At 69.2% G+C, this 15,244-nt stretch carries 19 protein-coding genes; 9 read left to right on the forward strand and 10 right to left on the reverse strand.

What is annotated here, in order from left to right:
- Positions 1–17: 17 nt before the first annotated feature.
- Both OG205_RS08070 and OG205_RS08075 read right to left on the reverse strand, forming a co-directional pair.
- Complete coding sequence (locus tag OG205_RS08070; protein WP_330275621.1) at positions 18–1,037, reverse strand: LLM class flavin-dependent oxidoreductase; 1,020 nt, start codon at positions 1,035–1,037, stop codon at positions 18–20.
- Positions 1,034–1,618: an NADPH-dependent F420 reductase gene (locus OG205_RS08075; RefSeq protein ID WP_330275622.1), complete on the reverse strand. Its 585-nt coding sequence runs from the start codon at positions 1,616–1,618 to the stop codon at positions 1,034–1,036. The genes OG205_RS08070 and OG205_RS08075 overlap by 4 nt, the downstream gene beginning before the upstream one ends.
- Before the next feature lie 97 nt (positions 1,619–1,715).
- On the opposite strand from OG205_RS08075, the gene OG205_RS08080 reads away from it, so the two are divergent.
- Entirely contained in the window at positions 1,716–2,468 is a 753-nt protein-coding gene (locus OG205_RS08080; protein ID WP_330275623.1) for a class I SAM-dependent methyltransferase, read from the forward strand.
- Here OG205_RS08080 and OG205_RS08085 read toward each other — a convergent pair.
- Positions 2,452–3,231, reverse strand: coding sequence for an alpha/beta fold hydrolase (locus OG205_RS08085; RefSeq protein WP_330275624.1), 780 nt, complete (start codon positions 3,229–3,231; stop codon positions 2,452–2,454). The two genes, OG205_RS08080 and OG205_RS08085, sit on opposite strands and share 17 nt — an antisense overlap.
- A 67-nt stretch (positions 3,232–3,298) precedes the next feature.
- Here OG205_RS08085 and OG205_RS08090 point away from each other — a divergent pair, with 67 nt between their 5' ends.
- The 4 genes from OG205_RS08090 (at position 3,299) to OG205_RS08105 (ending at position 6,549) form a co-directional block, all read left to right on the forward strand.
- Positions 3,299–4,768, forward strand: coding sequence for an ABC transporter substrate-binding protein/permease (locus OG205_RS08090; RefSeq protein WP_330275625.1), 1,470 nt, complete (start codon positions 3,299–3,301; stop codon positions 4,766–4,768).
- Positions 4,765–5,532, forward strand: a complete 768-nt coding sequence (locus OG205_RS08095) for an amino acid ABC transporter ATP-binding protein (protein ID WP_330275626.1) — start codon at positions 4,765–4,767, stop codon at positions 5,530–5,532. The genes OG205_RS08090 and OG205_RS08095 overlap by 4 nt, the downstream gene beginning before the upstream one ends.
- Complete coding sequence (locus tag OG205_RS08100) at positions 5,529–6,161, forward strand: nucleotidyltransferase domain-containing protein (RefSeq protein ID WP_330275627.1); 633 nt, start codon at positions 5,529–5,531, stop codon at positions 6,159–6,161. The genes OG205_RS08095 and OG205_RS08100 overlap by 4 nt, the downstream gene beginning before the upstream one ends.
- A 79-nt stretch (positions 6,162–6,240) precedes the next feature.
- The gene (locus OG205_RS08105) at positions 6,241–6,549 is read left to right on the forward strand and encodes a DUF1540 domain-containing protein (RefSeq protein ID WP_330275628.1); all 309 of its coding nucleotides are present in this window, start codon (positions 6,241–6,243) and stop codon (positions 6,547–6,549) included.
- On the opposite strand, the gene OG205_RS08110 is transcribed toward OG205_RS08105, so the two are convergent.
- From OG205_RS08110 to OG205_RS08120, 3 genes are all read right to left on the reverse strand, one after another.
- Positions 6,546–6,968 (reverse strand): MgtC/SapB family protein, encoded by a 423-nt coding sequence (locus OG205_RS08110; RefSeq protein WP_093603224.1) that lies wholly within the window; start codon positions 6,966–6,968, stop codon positions 6,546–6,548. The genes OG205_RS08105 and OG205_RS08110 overlap by 4 nt on opposite strands.
- A gap of 207 nt (positions 6,969–7,175) precedes the next feature.
- Positions 7,176–7,763: an SMI1/KNR4 family protein gene (locus tag OG205_RS08115; RefSeq protein WP_330275629.1), complete on the reverse strand. Its 588-nt coding sequence runs from the start codon at positions 7,761–7,763 to the stop codon at positions 7,176–7,178.
- A gap of 8 nt (positions 7,764–7,771) precedes the next feature.
- Entirely contained in the window at positions 7,772–8,596 is an 825-nt protein-coding gene (locus OG205_RS08120) for an aldo/keto reductase (RefSeq protein WP_330275630.1), read from the reverse strand.
- A 30-nt stretch (positions 8,597–8,626) separates the two neighbouring features.
- On the opposite strand from OG205_RS08120, the gene OG205_RS08125 reads away from it, so the two are divergent.
- Positions 8,627–9,268, forward strand: coding sequence for a TVP38/TMEM64 family protein (locus OG205_RS08125; protein ID WP_330275631.1), 642 nt, complete (start codon positions 8,627–8,629; stop codon positions 9,266–9,268).
- 81 nt (positions 9,269–9,349) lie between these two features.
- Here the strand turns inward: OG205_RS08125 and OG205_RS08130 are convergent, their stop codons facing one another.
- Positions 9,350–9,694, reverse strand: a complete 345-nt coding sequence (locus OG205_RS08130; protein WP_065919117.1) for an RNA polymerase-binding protein RbpA — start codon at positions 9,692–9,694, stop codon at positions 9,350–9,352.
- A gap of 238 nt (positions 9,695–9,932) precedes the next feature.
- Positions 9,933–10,688: a thymidine kinase gene (locus OG205_RS08135; RefSeq protein WP_330275632.1), complete on the reverse strand. Its 756-nt coding sequence runs from the start codon at positions 10,686–10,688 to the stop codon at positions 9,933–9,935.
- A gap of 486 nt (positions 10,689–11,174) precedes the next feature.
- Between OG205_RS08135 and OG205_RS08140 the strand changes: the two genes are divergently transcribed.
- Both OG205_RS08140 and OG205_RS08145 read left to right on the forward strand, forming a co-directional pair.
- Positions 11,175–11,522, forward strand: a complete 348-nt coding sequence (locus tag OG205_RS08140; protein WP_319980647.1) for a PadR family transcriptional regulator — start codon at positions 11,175–11,177, stop codon at positions 11,520–11,522.
- On the forward strand, positions 11,519–12,415 hold the full coding sequence (locus OG205_RS08145) for a hypothetical protein (RefSeq protein WP_330275633.1): 897 nt from the start codon (positions 11,519–11,521) through the stop codon (positions 12,413–12,415). The genes OG205_RS08140 and OG205_RS08145 overlap by 4 nt, the downstream gene beginning before the upstream one ends.
- Here OG205_RS08145 and OG205_RS08150 read toward each other — a convergent pair.
- Both OG205_RS08150 and OG205_RS08155 read right to left on the reverse strand, forming a co-directional pair.
- Complete coding sequence (locus tag OG205_RS08150; RefSeq protein WP_330275634.1) at positions 12,412–13,824, reverse strand: MFS transporter; 1,413 nt, start codon at positions 13,822–13,824, stop codon at positions 12,412–12,414. The two genes, OG205_RS08145 and OG205_RS08150, sit on opposite strands and share 4 nt — an antisense overlap.
- A 54-nt stretch (positions 13,825–13,878) precedes the next feature.
- Positions 13,879–14,640, reverse strand: coding sequence for a glycerophosphodiester phosphodiesterase (locus OG205_RS08155; protein ID WP_330275635.1), 762 nt, complete (start codon positions 14,638–14,640; stop codon positions 13,879–13,881).
- 252 nt (positions 14,641–14,892) lie between these two features.
- Here OG205_RS08155 and OG205_RS08160 point away from each other — a divergent pair, with 252 nt between their 5' ends.
- A complete protein-coding gene (locus tag OG205_RS08160) occupies positions 14,893–15,234 on the forward strand; it encodes a hypothetical protein (protein WP_030466128.1) in 342 nt (113 codons plus the stop codon).
- Positions 15,235–15,244: the final 10 nt, after the last annotated feature.

Raw genomic sequence — 15,244 nt, forward strand, 5'->3', positions numbered from 1 at the left:
ACCCCAGCCCCTTCACCTCACGCGAGCATGTCCCGCACGAGTGGCACGACTTTCGTTCCGTACAGCTCGATCGTCCGCGTCAGCGACTCGTGCGACAGCCCGCCGATCCCGTACTTCAGGTCGAACCGGCTCGCGTCCAGCTTCTTCATGGTGGCCGCCATCTTCGTCGCGACGGTCTCCGGCGACCCGACGAACAGCGCGCCGTGCGGCCCCACCTCGTGCGCGTACGACTCCGGCGTCGGCGTGGAGAACCCGCGCGTCTTGCCGAGCCGGCCGATCACGTCGAGGTAGTGCGGCCAGAACTCCTCCCGTGCCTGCTCGTCGGTCGGCGCGACGTGGCCGGGGGAGTGGATCCCGATCGGCAACGGGTCGCGGCCGAACTTCTCCAGCGCGTGCAGGTAGAGCTCCGAGAACGGCGCGAACCGGGCGGGGTGGCCACCGATGATCGCGAGCATCAGCGAGAACCCGTACGTCGCCGCCCGCACGACGGACTGCGGGCTGCCGCCGACGCCGATCCACGTCGGGAACGGCTCGGTGAACGGCACGACGTCCTGCTCGTGCAGTGTCGCCCGCGTCTTGCCCTGCCAGGTGATCGGGCCGCCCTTGAGCAGCTCGGCGAACAGGTGCGTCTTCTCCTCGAACAGGTCCTCGTAGTCCGCGAGGTCGTAGCCGAACAGCGGGAACGAGTCCACACTGGACCCGCGGCCCAGGATGACCTCCGCGCGGCCGTCCGACAGGGCGTTGAGCGTCGAGAACCGCTGGTACACGCGCACCGGGTCGTCCGAGCTGAGCACCGTCACGGCCGAGCCGAGGTGGATCTTCGAGGTGCGGGCGGCGATTGCGGCCAGCACCACGTCGGCCGCGGACAGCGGCATGTCGGGGGTGTGGTGCTCGCCGATGCCGAAGAAGTCGAGGCCGACCTGGTCGGCCAGCACGCCCTGCTCGACCAGGTTGCGAATGGTCTGGGCGTGCGACAGCGGGGTGCCGGACGCGTCGTGGGTGACGTCGCCGAACGTGTCGAGTCCGAACGTGGTCATGACTGCTCCTTGATGAAGTTCTCGAATTCCTGCCTGCGGGCCGCGACGCCGAACACCGGGCCGCCGGGTTCCAGCAGCCGTCCCGCGGCCAGGGACCCCACCGGCACCGGGTCGAACCCGATGCGCTCCAGGAACGCCGCCACGGCCTCCAGCGCGGCCGGCGAGTCACCGGCCAGGCCGACGGCGCGGCCCCCGGCGGGTTCCATGTCCTGGTAGGCGACGTGGTTGAGGGTCTTGACGACCTGCGCGCCCAGGAGCCGTTGCGCGACCTCTTCGCTCGTGCCCAGCGGCTCCGCGGCGGGCGGCCAGTGGTTCATCGAGTCGATGACGACCTTGCCCGCGAACATCCGCGGATCGAGCGTCGGGAACCGGTGCCACGGGATCGCCAGCACGACGAGGTCCGCGTCCGCGACGGCGTCGGAGGCGGTCTGCGCGACGGCGCCCGGCGCGAGGAACTCGGTGATCATCTCGATCCGCGCGGGGTCACCGGACCCCGCGATGCCCACCTCGTAGCCCGCGGCCAGGGCCAGGCGCGCGAGGACGGGACCGACGTGGCCCGCACCGAGAACAGCGATCTTCACAGCACACCCGACCTCGCTAGTTGACGTATCACCCATACTAACCGGACCAGCCCCCGGTTATTCCTCCGGGTCTTGCCGGCGGGGCTACCGTCGACGCGTGTGGGGTTTCGGTGACGCCTACGAGCGGTACGTCGGCCGGTGGAGCTGGCCCGTCGCGGTGGAGTTCCTGCGCTGGCTGGACGTGCCGCCCGGCCGGACGTGGCTCGACGTCGGCTGCGGCACGGGCGCGCTGACCGAGGCCGTGCTGGCACACGCCCGACCGGCCGCGATCACCGGCGTCGACCCGTCGGAAGGCTTCCTCGACCGCGCCCGGCAGCGCGTCCCCGGCGCGACGTTCGAGGTCGGCAACGCCACCGACCTGGGCGGACGCACCGCCGACGTCGTGGTCAGCGGACTCGTCCTCACGTTCGTGCCCGACGCGGCCCAGGCGGTGGGGGAGTTCGCCCGCGCCGGGTCGTACGTCGGCTCGTACCTGTGGGACTACACGAGCGGTATGCAGATGATGCGGCTGTTCTGGGACGCCGCGAAGGACGTCGACCCCGCCGCCGCCTCGCACGACGAGGGCCAGCGGTTCAGCGACGTGAGCGGCGCCGACCCGTTGCGGGCGTTGTGGTCCGGCGCCGGTCTGCGCGACGTCGAGGTGACCGGCATCGTCGTGCCCACGGTGTTCCGCGACTTCGCGGACTTCTGGGAACCGTTCCTGGGCGGTACGGGCGCGGCACCCGCCTACGCCGCGACGCTGCCGCCGGAGCAACTCGACGCCGTGCGCGACCTGCTCCGTTCCCGTCTGCCCGGGGAAGGCCCGATCGAACTGACCGCCAAGGCCTGGGCCGTCAGAGGTTCGCGCTGAGGAACCGCTCCAGGTGCGGGTTCACGTCGGCCGCGTGCGTGAGGCTCAGGAAGTGCGCGCCACCCTCGACGAGGACCAGCGGCTCGGCCTTGGGCAGCGCCGCCACCAGGGCTTCCGCCTTGCCGACGGGGTAGGCGAGGTCGGCGGCGCCGTGCAGCACGAGCGCGGGCACGTCGATCTGTCCGGCCTGGTCCAGCACGCCTTCACGGCCGACCAGGGCGTTCATGATCAGCCGCAGCCGTTCGGGCTCGACCTCGCTCCACTTCGGCGTCCACTCGGACGGGTCGTAGTCGCCCAGACAGATCTTCGCGACCGCCTCGATCACCGACCCCGGTCCCTGCGCGATCCACACCTCGGCGAGCTGCTGGTAGGCGTCGGAGACCTGCTCGTCCTCGGGCTCACCGGACGTGCCCAGCAGCGCGAGCGCCGTCACCCGTCCCGGCGCCAGCAACGCCATCCGCAGCGCCACGAACCCGCCCTGACTGGTGCCGATCACGGCCGCGCGGCCGATCTTCAGCTCGTCGAGCACGGCGAGCGTGTCGCGGGCGACGTCCCAGTGGTCGAACGGCGCGTCGGCGGGCGTGTCACCGTGGCCGCGCTCGTCGATCGCGATCAGCCGATGGCGGTCGCCGAGGGCCTTGACCTGCGGCGCCCACATCGTCGCGTCCATCAGGAAGCTGTGCAGCAGCACGACCGCCGGGCCGTCACCGCCGTGGTCCACATAGGACACCCGCTGTCCTTCGGCGGTGGTCACCGTTGCCATGCCGTACACCTCGTCCCGCATAGTGGATCTTCAGCGCCGGTCGCCCTGTTCGCTCTACCCTGCCCGGATGCGACAAGTGTTCAGGGGCGCGGTGCTGCTCCTGCTGCTGTTGATCGTCGTCCCCGCACCGGCGTACGCGCAACAAGAGCAACCACCGCTGGTCCGCGTCGGCACGGAGGGCACCTACCCGCCGTTCTCGTTCCACGACCCGCAGACCCAGGAGCTGACCGGCTACGACATCGAGGTCGTCAAGGCGATCGGCGCGAAGGCCGGCTGGCGGCTGGAGTTCGTCGAGACGCAGTGGGACGCGATCTTCCCCGCGCTCGACGCCGGCCGGATCGACCTCATCGCGAACCAGGTGTCGCGCAACCCCGAACGCGCCGCCAAGTACGGCCTGTCGAACACCTACACCTACTCGCGGGGCGTGATCGTCCGCCGCACCGGCGACGACCGGATCAAGTCCATCGCGGACCTCAGCGGCAAGACCACCGCCCAGTCCAGCACCAGCAACTGGGCCAAGGTCGCCCGTGACGCCGGTGCCCGCGTCGAAGCGGTCGAAGGCTTCGCCCAGGCCGCGGCGCTGCTCCAGCAGGGCCGCGTCGATGCGATCGTCAACGACAACATCGCCGTCCTCGACTACCTCGCCACCACCGGCTCGAAGGACGTCGAGATCGTCGGCGACGCCGGCCAGGCGGGCAGCGAACAGGTCCTGGCGCTGCGGCAGGCCGACTCGGCGTTGCTGACCCAGGCGAACACCGCGATCGACGCCCTGAAGGCCGACGGCACGTTGCGCGGCATCTCCCAGAAGTACTTCAAGGCCGACGTGTCCGTTGAAGACGGTGGCTCCGCGGACCTCTCGGAGGGACGCGGCCCGCGCGGCACGTGGGACATCCTGCGCTCGACGGCGTGGCCGATGTTCGTGGGCCTGGTCAAGGTCACCATCCCGCTGACCGCCCTGTCGTTCGCCATCGGTCTCGCGCTCGCTTTGCTGGTGGCTCTGGCCCGGATCTCGCCGTACCGCGCGCTGTCCGGGCTGGCGCGGGCGTTCATCTCGGTCATCCGCGGCACCCCGCTGCTGCTGCAGCTGTTCATCGTCTTCTACGGCCTGCCGCAGATAGGCCTGAAGTTCCCGCCCTTCACCGCCGCCGTGGTCGCCTTCTCGCTGAACGTCGCCGGCTACGCGGCCGAAGTGGTCCGCTCGGCGATCCTGTCCGTGCCGCGCGGCCAGTTCGAGGCGGCGTCCACGATCGGCTTCGGCTACGCGCAGACCCTGCGCCGCATCGTGCTACCTCAGGCGGCCAGGACCGCCGTGCCGCCGCTGTCCAACACGCTGTTGTCGTTGCTGAAGGACACGTCGCTCGGCTCGGTCGTGCTGCTGACCGAGCTGTTCCGCGAGTCCCAGCTGGCCGCGGCCGAGAGCAACGAGTTCCTCGCCCTCTACGCGTTCGCGGGGCTCTACTACTGGGTGATCTGCGTGGCGTTGTCCGCAGGGCAGAAACGACTGGAGACCAGGCTGAACAGGTACGTGATCGCATGACCGACATCCGCATCGAGGTCACCGGGCTGAAGAAGTCCTTCGGCGACCTGAACGTCCTGCGCGGCATCGACTTCGCCACCCCGCGTGGCACCTCCACCGTCCTGCTGGGACCGTCCGGTTCCGGCAAGACCACCCTGCTGCGCTCGCTGAACGTCCTCGACACCCCGGACGCCGGCGTCGTCCGCATCGACGACGTGTCGGTCGACTTCTCGACACTGCCCCCAGGCAAGGCAGGCCGAGCCGAGGGCCAACGGCTGCGCGCCCAGAGCGGCATGGTGTTCCAGTCGCACAATCTGTTCCCGCACCGCACCGTCCTGGAGAACCTCACCGAAGGCCCGGTCGTCGCCCAGAAACGCCCGGTGGACGAGGTGGTGGCGGAGGCCCGCGTCCTGCTGGACCAGGTAGGACTGGCGGACAAGGCCGACTCGTACCCGTACCAGCTCTCCGGCGGCCAGCAGCAGCGCGTCGGCATCGCCCGTGCGCTGGCGTTGAAGCCACGCGTCGTGCTGTTCGACGAGCCGACGTCCGCGCTCGACCCCGAACTGGTGGGGGAGGTGCTGGGGGTCATCAAGGACCTGGCGTCGCAGGGGTGGACGACGGTCATCGTGACGCACGAGATCCGGTTCGCCGAGAAGGTCGCGGACCAGGTGCTGTTCCTGGACGGCGGCGTGATCGTGGAGAGCGGGCCGCCCGCGCAGGTGATCGCGGAGCCGCAGGAGGAACGCACGCAACGGTTCCTGCGTCGCGTTCTCGACCACGGGTGAACCTGACGGAGCTTCCGTGGGCGCCGCTGAGCCCGGCCGAGGTCGCCGGGCTGTTCACCGAGGCTCCGTGGTGGATCGCGGGCGGCCACGCCATCGAACTGGCGGTCGGCCGTCCGCTGCGTCCGCACTCCGACATCGACGTGCTGCTGTTGCGCCGCGACCAGCTCGCGGCGCAACGCGCACTCGCGGGCTGGGAGTGGTGGGCGGCCGACCCGCCAGGAACGCTGCGCCCGTGGCGACCCGGCGAGATCCTTCCCTCCGATGTGCACGACATCTGGTGCCGTCCGGCCGGGTCCGAACAATGGCGGGTCCAGCTGATGCTGGACGAATCCGCGGGCGAAGACTGGGTTTCCCGGCGCGATCCACGCGTGCGCAGGCCCATCGGCACGCTCACCCGCATCAGCTCGGCGGTCATCCCGTACCTGGCGCCGGAGATCCAGTTGTTCTACAAGGCGAATTCGCCGCGCCCGAAGGACGAGGCCGACTTCGACGCAGCGTTGCCGCAGCTCAGCGTGGAGCAACGACGGTGGCTGGCCGACGCGATCAGGCTCGGCCAGGACACGCATCCGTGGCTGGAGCGACTGACGGAAATAGGCGCGGCGGAATCCCGAAAGGATAGGCTCGCCTAATTCCTTTCGAATTGCGGGCCTTCTGCCGTGGTGGCATCGTCCGAATCACCGAACCTTTCCCACCGCGGCAGGAGCGGACATGACCACCCTCGAGAACCCGGCGATGCCCGCAGTCCACGATTGCACCGTGAGCGACTGCTCCTACAACCACGACGGCTGTCACGCCTTCGCGATCACCGTGCGCGGTGACAACGGCGCCGCCGACTGCGGCACGTTCATCCCGCTGGGCACGAAGGGCGGCCTGGACAAGGTCGTCGCGCAGGTAGGTGCCTGTTCCCGCACCGACTGCACGCACAACGCCTCGCTCGAATGCACGGCGGAGAGCGTGCGCGTCGGCGCAGGAGCAGGCGACCATCTCGCGAACTGCCTGACGTACCAGCCGCGCTAGTCCTCTTCCTTGCGGTCGACGGCGCGGCCCAGTTCCCGCAGGCCGACGTTGACCGCGATGATCGCCACCGTGCCGGCCGCCGCGACGACGTGCAGGCCGGCGCCCGCCAGTGACCCCACCGCGGCCGCGCACCACAGCGTGGCCGCGGTGTTGAGTCCCCGCACGGACAGGCCGTCGCGCAGGATCACGCCCGCGCCGAGGAACCCGATGCCGGACACCACCTGTGCGGCGACGCGCGTGGGGTCGCCTTGGCCGTCGAAGCCTTGTGCGGACAGCAGAACGAACAGCGCTGCGCCCACCGCCACGAGAGCGTTGGTCCGCAGGCCTGCCATGCGAGAGCGGTACTGCCGCTCGAAACCGATCAACGCGCCGAGGCCCATGCTCTCGGCAATGCGCAGTGTCATGTCGAAGACGTGCATCGTGTGACTCCCCTTGTGTGCAGGGGTGTGCGTCACACGCCAGAACTGAAGCGTGCCCGGAAGGGTTCAGCGAGGTGAAGTGACCCGCGCTGGCTACTGTCGCCTGGCATGTGTCGCTCACCTCGCTTCCTCGTGTCTGGTTGGTAAGACCGGGGAGTCACGCTACCGAACCGGACGTGAGCCCGGGGTGAGAGTGGGACGCGCGTCTCATTCCCAGCGGAAGTCGTTGCGCTCGAACACCAGGCGGTGGCCGGTCTCGCCGCGCAGCGCGCGCAACGCGTCGTCGAGCATCGCGGTGACGTTGGGCCACAACGGATCGCGGTCCGCGCCGCTGTACTTGTCCCACTCCATCACGCACCCGTGCAGATCCCCGTCGCGCAGGTCCACGAACAGCTCGTGCCCGGACCCGTCCGCGGCGACCGGAAGCCACGCGGGCAGCCAGATGTCCACGCACGGCGTGCCGGCCGGTTCGCGCAGCGCGGTCGCCTCGTAGTCCTTCTCCTCGCCGAGCGTGCGGAACGCGATGCCGCTGATCGCCTGCATCATCATCGTGCGCAGGCGCAGCGCGTTGTCGAGGCCGTGCGGCTGCCACATCGGAGGGACGAGCGCCCAGCGCGCGTACGTCTCGCCGATGCCACCGAACTGCCGCCACCAACCGACGAGTTCGGCGGGCAGTGCGTAGCCGATGCTCTCCTCCGCGTCCGCGATGTCCACAGCGGACGACGACGGCAGCAACACGGCGTACAGCGCCGGGGAGTTCTCGCCGATCCAGGTCTCGATGTCGGTCCAGCTCACGGCCGGAACTAAAGCATGGCGAGCGGCGACGGCCCGGCAGGGGGAGGGAAGGCCCGGTCCAGGTCGGCGAGATCCTCAGGCGTGAGACGGAGTTCCAGCGCACGCACGTTCTCCCGCACGTGCGCGGCCGAACCGGCCTTCGGGATCGCGCAGACCTGAGGCAGCCGGAGCACCCACGCCAGTGCGACCTGGGCAGCAGTGGCGTCGTGTCGCCGGGCGACCGCCGCGAGCGCGGGGGAGTCGAGCAGCCTGCCCTGTTCGACGGGGGAGTAGGCCATGATCGGGATGCCGGCGGAGGCGTGCCACGGCAGCAGGTCGTGCTCGGGGCCGCGGCGGGTGAGGTTGTAGAGGATCTGGTTGGTCTGGCAGAAGCCCGGCAACGCCGTGAGCTCGCGCATGTCGTCCAGGTCGAGGTTGCTCACGCCCCAGTGCCGGATCTTGCCCGCGTCCAGCAGCGCCGCGAACCCGTCCAGGGTCTGGGCCAGCGGCACGCTGCCGCGCCAGTGCAGCAGGTACAGGTCGAGCCGGTCGGTGCCGAGGCGGCGCAGTGAAGCTTCACACGCGCGCACGGTCCCGGACACAGAGGCGTTGGACGGCAGCACCTTCGACACGAGGAACACCTCGTCGCGCCGACCGGCCAGCGCCTCGCCCACGAGCGCCTCGGACGCGCCGGAGCCGTACATCTCAGCCGTGTCGACCAGGCTCAGCCCGAGGTCCAGGCCGGTCCGCAGCGCGTCGATCTCGGCAGCGCGCCGGGAGGGATCCTCGGCCATCATCCAGGTGCCCATGCCGAGCGCGGGGACGGTCTCGCCGGAGGGGAGCAGCACGGTCATGTGCTCCAGCTTGCCGGGTACGTTGGGCTGATGCGACGTGCGGGCCTGATCCTCCTGGTGCTGCTCGTCGTCGCGCTGGCGGTCGCGGCGCAACTCGTGGACCTGCCCGACGGCACACGGCTTCGCGCACTGGTCGACGGCGCGGGGAGCGCGGCTCCGGTCGTGTTCGTCGCGGTGTGCGCGCTCGGCACGGCGGTGTTCTTCCCGAAACCGGTCCTCGCGACGGCGGCGGGGCTGCTGTTCGGGGTGGGGTGGGGGAGCGCGCTGGCGATCGCGGGGTTCACGGCGGGCGCGATGATCGCGTTCACGATCGCCCGCGGACTCGGCCGCGACACGGTCAAGGGCTGGCTGGGAGAGCGGCTGCAGGTGCTCGAACGGGTCTTCGCGCGCAGGGGAGTGGAGGCGACGCTCGTGATCAGATTGTTGCCGATCCTGCCGTTCGCACTGGCGAACTACGGCGCGGGCGTCACGTCGGTCAGAGGCCGGGACTTCGCGCTCGGCACGGCGCTGGGCCTGGTGCCCTCGACCGTGCTCGCCGCCGTGCTGGGGGACGCGCTGAGCGATCTCGGCTCGCCGCGCTCGATCGTCGCGTTGTCGATCTGGGCCGTGCTGGCGGCCGTGGGCGTGTGGTGGGGCCGGAACTTGATCACAGCGGCCGTACGGGCCTCCTAGGCGCCCGGAAGCGGCACGCAAAAAGCCGCCCCGGCGGGAGACCGGGACGGCTTGAAGCGTCTGCGACCTAGCTGGTCTGGATCAGGCCGTGCGGGTACGGCGTCCGCGAAGCTCTTCGAGCCGCTCGTCGAGCAGCTCCTCGAGCTCGGGGATCGACCGGCGCTCCAGGAGCATGTCCCAGTGCGTGCGCGGCGGCTTGATCTTCTTGACCTCCGGCTCGACGCCGTCGATGATCTTCGACTCGGTGCCGTGGAGACGGCATTCCCAGGTCGGCGGCAACTCGGCGTCGTCGGAGAAGGGGACCTCGAAGTCGTGTCCCTTCGGGCAGGCGTACCGCGCTGCCCGGCGCGGAGCGAGATCGTGGTTGCGGTCGGTCTCGTAGCTGACTGCTCCGAGCCGGCTTCCACGCAAAACGCGGTCGGCCATGGCGGTGTCCTTTCGCTCGGCTCAGGGCCGGGGCCCAGGCTTCTTGCTCACCGTGTGCAACGCCCGGATTGCTCCGTTTGTTTCCGGTTCGCTCTCATGGTCGCCCACAGTGACGTCTTTCACTCGTCAACGAAGGCTTCCTACTAATGGATGCGATCGCCACAGGATCGTGACGCGTTATCAAGCTCCTGCGCTCATGCATCACTCTAATGGCCCAGTGGGGCCTGTGGGTAGTCGCCTACGCCAACCGAAGTTGACCACTTTGTGCGACGTCAGGGCCTAGGTCGCCCAACCTAAAGTGACGCCTACAGAGCACCTGGTAACGGATAGTAGTTTCCGTGGCCTCGGTAACACTGTTGCTCTCTGTACCCGATCGGTGCTGTTCCGTGTCCGAAGCCGTGTCGGCGACCAGAACCGTGTCTCCGGCGCGGATCACCTGCCCGGCCCGCACCCGCGCGTTGAACCGCCCCGGCACCCCGCACCAGCACAACACCTCGACCTGGATCGCCTTGAGCTCGTCTGCCAGTTCGAACAGCCGCTGCGAACCGGGGAACATCTCGCCGCGGAAGTCCGTGGCGAGTCCGAAGCAGTACACGTCGACCTGGACGTCGTCCGCGAGCTCCGCCAGCTGCCCGACCTGGGCGGGGGAGAGGAACTGAGCCTCGTCGACGATCAGGTAGTCCACTCGCCGGCCCTCGGCCCACTCCGACCTCACCAGTGCGCGGAGGTCGTCGTCGCGGATCTCCGCGGCCTCGCGCGTGATGCCGATGCGACTGGAGATCTGCGGCTTGCCCGATCGGTCGTGGCGCACCAGCAGCAGGCCGCGCCTGCCCTGACGCGAGTTGTTGTGGTCGATCTGCAACGCGAGCGTCGACTTGCCGCAGTCCATGGGACCGAAGAAGAACTTGAGGTGCCCCACCACCGGCGTCGAGCGCCGGGAACCAGCGACAGGTACAGCGGAGAGGGCGTCTGTCGGATCGGGAAGGGCGTCCACGGCGGGTCACCCTAGTGCCTGGATCCCGATCATGAGGAATCCCCACGGTTCATCCCTCCCTCACGCCGGGTCGTTCGAGTGCGACCTGCCATTTCGGGACGGCATAGCCGCTTTTCGGCGGTTCCAAACCTCATCTCGGCTCGGATCACTCGATAGCTTCAGTGTTGACTGACGCCCAACCTCTCGAGGGGTCCCTCGCCGCGCCGGACGAACAAGTGCGCATCGGCAGGGGAGAGGGGTGGGGAATCGGCGTGCCCGGCGCCGACGTAGGCGAAGAACCGCCGAGGGCTCATCGGCGGGGGGAGAGGTGGCGCTGGCGGCCGGCTTGACGACATCGGGGAGGGGAGGCGGCAAGTGCGTCCGTGAGCCGGCTGATCGTGCAGCCACCGTCCTCGACAGCTTCTATTGCTTCAGTGTTGCCTGAAATCAGCTCTCGCTGGTCGTTCCGCTTCCCGATATAGCTCGTGCCGCGATATATTCAGCGACATGAGTGGTCGGGTCATGTCCGAGCAGACGTTCCTCGTCCTCACCGCGCTGGCGGAGGAGGCGTTGCACGGTTACGCGATCGTGCAGGCGGTGGAGCAGTTGTCCGAAGGGCGGATGGTGTTGCGGGTCGGCACGCTGTACGGGGTGCTGGACCGGTTGGTGGCGGACGGGCTCGCCGAGCGCGACCGCGAAGAGGTGCACCAGGGGCGGCTGCGGCGCTACTACAAGCTCACCGACTCCGGTGTGCGGGCGTTGCAGGCGGAGGTCGCGAGGCTGAGCGCGAACGTGCGGGCGGCGAGCGCGGTGCTGAGGGGGAGGGGGCTCCAGGCATGGGCGGGTCGGGCGTGAGCAATCTGGAGCGGCGCTACCGGTTGCTGCTGAGGGTGTTGCCCCGGTGGTACCGGCAGGACCGCGAGGAGGAGATGGTCGGGATCTTCCTGGCCGAGCGGGACGACGACCTCGATCTGGAGCACAGCTGGCCGGGGTGGGGGGAGACGTGGGCAATCCTGGGGCTCGCGGTGCGCACGCACCTGGCCGCGGGCGCGGGGCTGGGCAGCGTGCCCGCGAAGGTGATGTGGCGCGGGGAGGTCGTGCGGGCGCTGGGGATGCTCGGGTTGTTGCTCGGGATGTTCTACGCCACGGCGGCGGTCGTGAACCTCGTTGCGCGGTCGGACGGCGAGTACCCGCTCGAGTTCGCGTTGTGGCGGGTGCTGGAACTGGGGCCGTTCGTGGCGTTCGGCGCGTTGCTGAGCGGGCGGCGGACGCTGGCCAAGATCGCGGCCGCCGGGCCGGTGCTGGTGGCGGTGGTGTCGATGACGTTGCCGCACAACCCGCTGCTGTGGGGGTTGTTCCAGCTGCCTTCGTTCGTGACGCTCGCGTGTCTGTGCCTGGGTTTCCACCGGGAGGCGCCGACGCCGCCGGTGCGCAGGCTGGCGTGGTGGGGTGGGGGAGCGGTGGCTCTCGGGGTACTCGGTGGAGTCGCCACGGGCGTGGGGCTGATCGCGATCGGGTTGATCACCGTGGTCGTGCGGGTGGTTGCGTTCGTGCGTGGTGACGCGGTGCTGGGCCGTGCGCTGTCGTTGTTCGCCGTGCTGCAACTGGTTCCGCTGGTGTTCCTGGTGTTCCTGGTCTTCGCGGACGCCGGGGTCTTCGTGCTGGCCGGTGGGCTGGCCGCGCTGCTGGTCCTCGTCGCGGTGGCGCCGGTGCGGCGCCGCTCGAAAGCGGCGCCGCGGATCGGTTAGACGAGTGCGGGTTCGTTGTTGCCGACGGCCTTGATGGCGCGGCGGACGGGCACGAAGATCAGCAGGACGAAGCCGGCGACGAAGAAGATGATCAGTGCCAGGATGGCGGGTCGCAGGCTGCCGGTGGCCTGGCCGACGCCGGCGAAGACCAGTGGGCCGAGCCAGCTGGTGGAGCGTTCGCCGACCTCGTATAGCGAGAAGTACTGGGCTTCGCGGCCGGGCGGCACCATCTGGCTGAAGAGGCTGCGGGACAGGGCGTTCGTGCCGCCGAGCACGATGCCGATGCCGGCTGCGACGAGGTAGAACGACGTCTCGTCGCCCGCCTTGACGAAGAACGCGGCGGTGATCACGACGATCCACACGACCAGTGAGCCGAGGATCGTCTTCTTGGCGCCGACGCGTTTGGCGACGAAGCCGTGCAGGACGCCGCCGATGAACGCGACGAACTGGACGATGAGGATCACGGTGATCAGCGTCTGCTGTTCGAACTTGAGCTCGACGCTGCCGTACTGGGCGGAGACGTTGGCGACGGTGGCGATGCCGTCGGTGTAGATCAGGTAGGTGCCGAGGAACGCGAGCGTGAGCGGGAAGGCCTTGGCCTGCCTGAGGGTCGTGCCGAGTTCCTTGAAGCCGGCGGAGATCACCGAGACGCCCTGCTCGCCGCCGTGCGGCCGCTGGTGTTCGGTGAGGGCGCGCAGCGGGATGATCGTGAAGGCCGCCCACCAGATGCCGGAGATGACGAACGCGATGCGCGCGGCGTCTCCGGAGGTGATGCCGAGGGAGTCGGCGGAGAGCGTGATGCCGAGCTGGATCGCGAGGGCGACGCCGCCGCCGAGGTAGCCGAAGGCCCAGCCGCGGCTGGAGACGGCGTCGCGTTCGTCGGGGGTCGCGATCTCGGGCAGGAAGGCGTAGTAGACGACGACGCTGGCGCCGTAGCAGATGTTGGCGATGATGAAGAGGCCGATGCCGAGCTTCCAGTTGGTGCCTTCGACGGTGGCGAGCGCGATGGTGGCCGCGGAGCCGGTGAAGGCGAAGAAGCCGAGCATCTTCTTCTTGTTCTGGGTGCGGTCGGCGATGGCGCCCATGACGGGCAGCACGAGGACCTGGACCACGGTGGCGATGGAGAGCAGGTAGCCCCAGAGCGAGCCGGAGGGGAACTGCAGGCCGAGGATCGTGACGTCGCAGTGGTCGAAGGCGTTGTCGTTCGCGCACGGGTTGGCCCCGTTGAGCGCGCTGTCCGCCTTGGCCGCGTTGGTCGCGATGCTCGTGAGGTACAGCGAGAGGAAGACGGTGATCACGGACGTGGGGAACACGGAGTTCGCCACGTCGTACCAGACCCAGCCGCGTTGTTCTTTCTTGCGGCGCCCGGCGTTGTCGGCGTCGGCGGCGTCGTCGCCCTTGCTCTTCATGTCGGCGGACTGTACTTGTCCGCCGACACGGCCGATGATCGACTGTCCAAGCTGTTACCAGCTGTTGCGGGACCGGAGAACTTCGCGCAGGACGTCGGGCCTGTCGGTGACGAGTCCGTCGACGCCGAGGTCGAGCAGGGCGCGCATGTCGGCTTCGTCGTCGATGGTCCAGACGTGCACTTCGAGTGCCCTGCGGTGGGCTGCCTGGACGAACTTGCGGTCGACGATGTGCAGGCGTCCCTGGTTGACGGGGACCTGGGCGACCTGGCCGCGGACGGCGAGTCCTGCCAGTGGGATGCGGCCGGCTGCCCAGAGCGCGCCGGCGGAGCGGGGTCCCATGGAGGTGAGCAGTTGTGGTCCGGCGATCTTGCGCAGGCGGGCGAGGCGGTTGTCGGAGAAGCTCGCGAGGCAGACGCGGTGCAGTGACTTGGCTTTGCGCAGCAGGGCGATGATCGGTTCGACGGCGCTTTCGGACTTGACGTCGATGTTGAAGAACGTGTCGGGGAGTTCTTCGAGGACGTCGGCGAGGCGGGCGATGGGTTCGCGGCCGCCGACGCGGGCGTGCTGGACCTCGGTCCACGGGAGTTCGGAGACGATGCCGTGGGCGTCGGTGGTGCGGTCGAGGGTGTGGTCGTGGTGCACGACGACGACACCGTCCGACGTGGCGTGGACGTCGGTCTCGATGTAGCGGTAGCCCTCCTGCACGGCCCGGCGGAAAGAGCTCAGCGAGTTCTCCATGCCGGTGAGGTCGTCGACGTGCCAGCCGCGGTGGGCGAAGGCTCGGGGGCGTTGGCCTGCGAGGTAGGGATGTGTCACGGGAGGTGAGTGTGCCTTCCGGCGGTGGCTCGGGGGTGGACGGTGGGTGGCGACACACTTTCTTCTTTGTCTCTATTGCTTCAGTGTGAACTGAAATCAGATTTCTCGGTGGTCGAAACAACGGAAGTTGATCAAACCCCTCCAAAAACGAGCACCAACGACCATGCGGGTAGTGTCCGGTTCCCTACGAAGGTCGGGCTTTCTGGCGCGTCGCTGGAGACCGCACACCGCTATTCGCTACCGTCGCGCGCCATGGAGCGCTCCATGGAGGCGGATGAGCCCAGGCACTGTGCGTGGTGCGGGAGGCGGTTGCCGGGGAGTGGGAGGATCGGCCGGCCGCGGAGGTACTGCGCGCAGCCGTGCCGTCAGCGCGCTTACGAGCGCAGGGCGGCGTTGCAGCGGGGTGGTCTGCCGGAGGACGCGGTGGTGCTGAGCACCGCCGAGCTGGCGGATCTGCAGGACAGGTTGTTCCAGCTGCGGTGCGCCGCGGAGGATGTGGTGACGGCGGCGCAGGACGGGGCCGAGAACGACGAGCTGAGGAAGCTGGCCGCGGAGCTGGTGGAGTCGGCGAAGGGTTTGGAGCGGCTGAGATAGCCGTTCGTAC

Origin of the sequence: Lentzea sp. NBC_00516 (assembly GCF_036346835.1) — a bacterium.
In the GTDB taxonomy this organism is placed as follows: Bacteria; Actinomycetota; Actinomycetes; order Mycobacteriales; family Pseudonocardiaceae; genus Lentzea; species Lentzea sokolovensis.

Coding starts and splice junctions, on each gene's coding strand:
- OG205_RS08070 (WP_330275621.1), bottom strand. CDS start 1,037: ATGACCACGTTCGGACTCGACACGTTCGGCGACGTCACCCACGACGCG.
- OG205_RS08085 (WP_330275624.1), bottom strand. CDS start 3,231: ATGGCAACGGTGACCACCGCCGAAGGACAGCGGGTGTCCTATGTGGAC.
- OG205_RS08090 (WP_330275625.1), top strand. CDS start 3,299: ATGCGACAAGTGTTCAGGGGCGCGGTGCTGCTCCTGCTGCTGTTGATC.
- OG205_RS08095 (WP_330275626.1), top strand. CDS start 4,765: ATGACCGACATCCGCATCGAGGTCACCGGGCTGAAGAAGTCCTTCGGC.
- OG205_RS08105 (WP_330275628.1), top strand. CDS start 6,241: ATGACCACCCTCGAGAACCCGGCGATGCCCGCAGTCCACGATTGCACC.
- OG205_RS08110 (WP_093603224.1), bottom strand. CDS start 6,968: ATGCACGTCTTCGACATGACACTGCGCATTGCCGAGAGCATGGGCCTC.
- OG205_RS08120 (WP_330275630.1), bottom strand. CDS start 8,596: ATGACCGTGCTGCTCCCCTCCGGCGAGACCGTCCCCGCGCTCGGCATG.
- OG205_RS08125 (WP_330275631.1), top strand. CDS start 8,627: ATGCGACGTGCGGGCCTGATCCTCCTGGTGCTGCTCGTCGTCGCGCTG.
- OG205_RS08130 (WP_065919117.1), bottom strand. CDS start 9,694: ATGGCCGACCGCGTTTTGCGTGGAAGCCGGCTCGGAGCAGTCAGCTAC.
- OG205_RS08140 (WP_319980647.1), top strand. CDS start 11,175: ATGAGTGGTCGGGTCATGTCCGAGCAGACGTTCCTCGTCCTCACCGCG.
- OG205_RS08150 (WP_330275634.1), bottom strand. CDS start 13,824: ATGAAGAGCAAGGGCGACGACGCCGCCGACGCCGACAACGCCGGGCGC.
- OG205_RS08160 (WP_030466128.1), top strand. CDS start 14,893: ATGGAGCGCTCCATGGAGGCGGATGAGCCCAGGCACTGTGCGTGGTGC.